The following is a 300-nucleotide window of genomic DNA, read 5'->3' as shown; positions in this document are numbered from 1 at the left end:
GTGCTCTTGCCTGACGTGAAGACGACGCCCTTGACGGCGCTATCGGCGACAGTCGCGTCAACAATGGCGTTCAGCTCATCCATCACTTCTGACGTGAAGACGTTCATGGATTTTTCCGGCATGTCCCAGGTGACGAGGGCAATGCCGTCTGCGTCCGTCTCGATGGTGAAATTGGTGTAAGTGCTCATTTGGGATTCCTCTTCCCTGAATCTTCATGGCCGCTTCGCTTTCTCCGTCATCCTCGGGCTTGACCCGAGGATCTACTGTCGCTCGATCAATGGATCCTCGGGTCAAGCCCGA

At 55.7% G+C, this 300-nt stretch carries 1 protein-coding gene; it reads right to left on the bottom strand.

The features are described 5' to 3' along the window. Positions 1-188: hypothetical protein (locus SB816_RS30780; protein WP_410548092.1), on the bottom strand; the 188-nt coding region annotated here is incomplete at its 3' end. Between the last annotated feature and the right edge of the window lie 112 nt (positions 189-300).

Origin of the sequence: Achromobacter sp. SIMBA_011 (genome assembly GCF_046535435.1) — a bacterium.
GTDB classification, from domain to species: Bacteria; Pseudomonadota; Gammaproteobacteria; order Burkholderiales; family Burkholderiaceae_B; genus Achromobacter; species Achromobacter dolens.
This window is presented reverse-complemented; position numbering and strand designations above follow the sequence as displayed.